Origin of the sequence: Microseira wollei NIES-4236 (assembly GCF_020521235.1) — a bacterium.
Classification (GTDB): Bacteria; Cyanobacteriota; Cyanobacteriia; order Cyanobacteriales; family Aerosakkonemataceae; genus Microseira; species Microseira wollei.
In genome coordinates this window covers 1-542 of the sequence record NZ_BLAY01000535.1, presented here as the reverse complement: position 1 = coordinate 542, position 542 = coordinate 1, and the positions used below count along the sequence as shown (strand labels likewise).

Sequence of the window (542 nt, the reverse complement as noted above, 5' to 3'; positions counted from 1 at the left end):
CAATTTACAGTCCAATCCAAATCCTAAAATCTCAAAGTCAAAGTCAGTCTTTAAATGAAAAAAACAAGGGAAGAACATATTGAAGCTGTTCGCCCGCCGTCACTGTATTTGTTACCAAAATCAGGGAAAAGTTAGAAGGCAGTGAATTTGAAGCTATGCTAGCGGCAGCAATCATGTTCAAACAGACAATCTCAACTCAAAATCCATCGACTCAGCGAATTAATTTATCGCCTGAAAAACTCGTGACAATTCTTGATGAAAACTAGACAATCAGCTTGAAGAAAAGCCACAAAAGCGGGGATGGAAAATCTGGAGAAATTGGTTGAAGAACATGACAAACAAAACGGCAGAATTGTTACAAGAATTTCGCCCGCCGGTGAGCCGAATTTTAGTGATGTCAGAGGTAATCGGCAGGCTAACGTCAGTGCTAGCAAAACAAGTTAATGAACTCCTCAAGATTGACAGGGAAACCTCAGAAAAAGAAATGGAATTTATTATGAGTTCTGCTGCCCAAAAAGCCGATTCAGCCGTGATGAAATACT

General features: G+C 39.9%; 1 protein-coding gene. It reads left to right on the top strand.

Going from position 1 to position 542, the window contains the following annotated elements; translation table 11 throughout:
- Positions 1-331: 331 nt before the first annotated feature.
- Positions 332-542: hypothetical protein (locus MiSe_RS49740; protein ID WP_226595021.1), on the top strand; the 211-nt coding region annotated here is incomplete at its 3' end.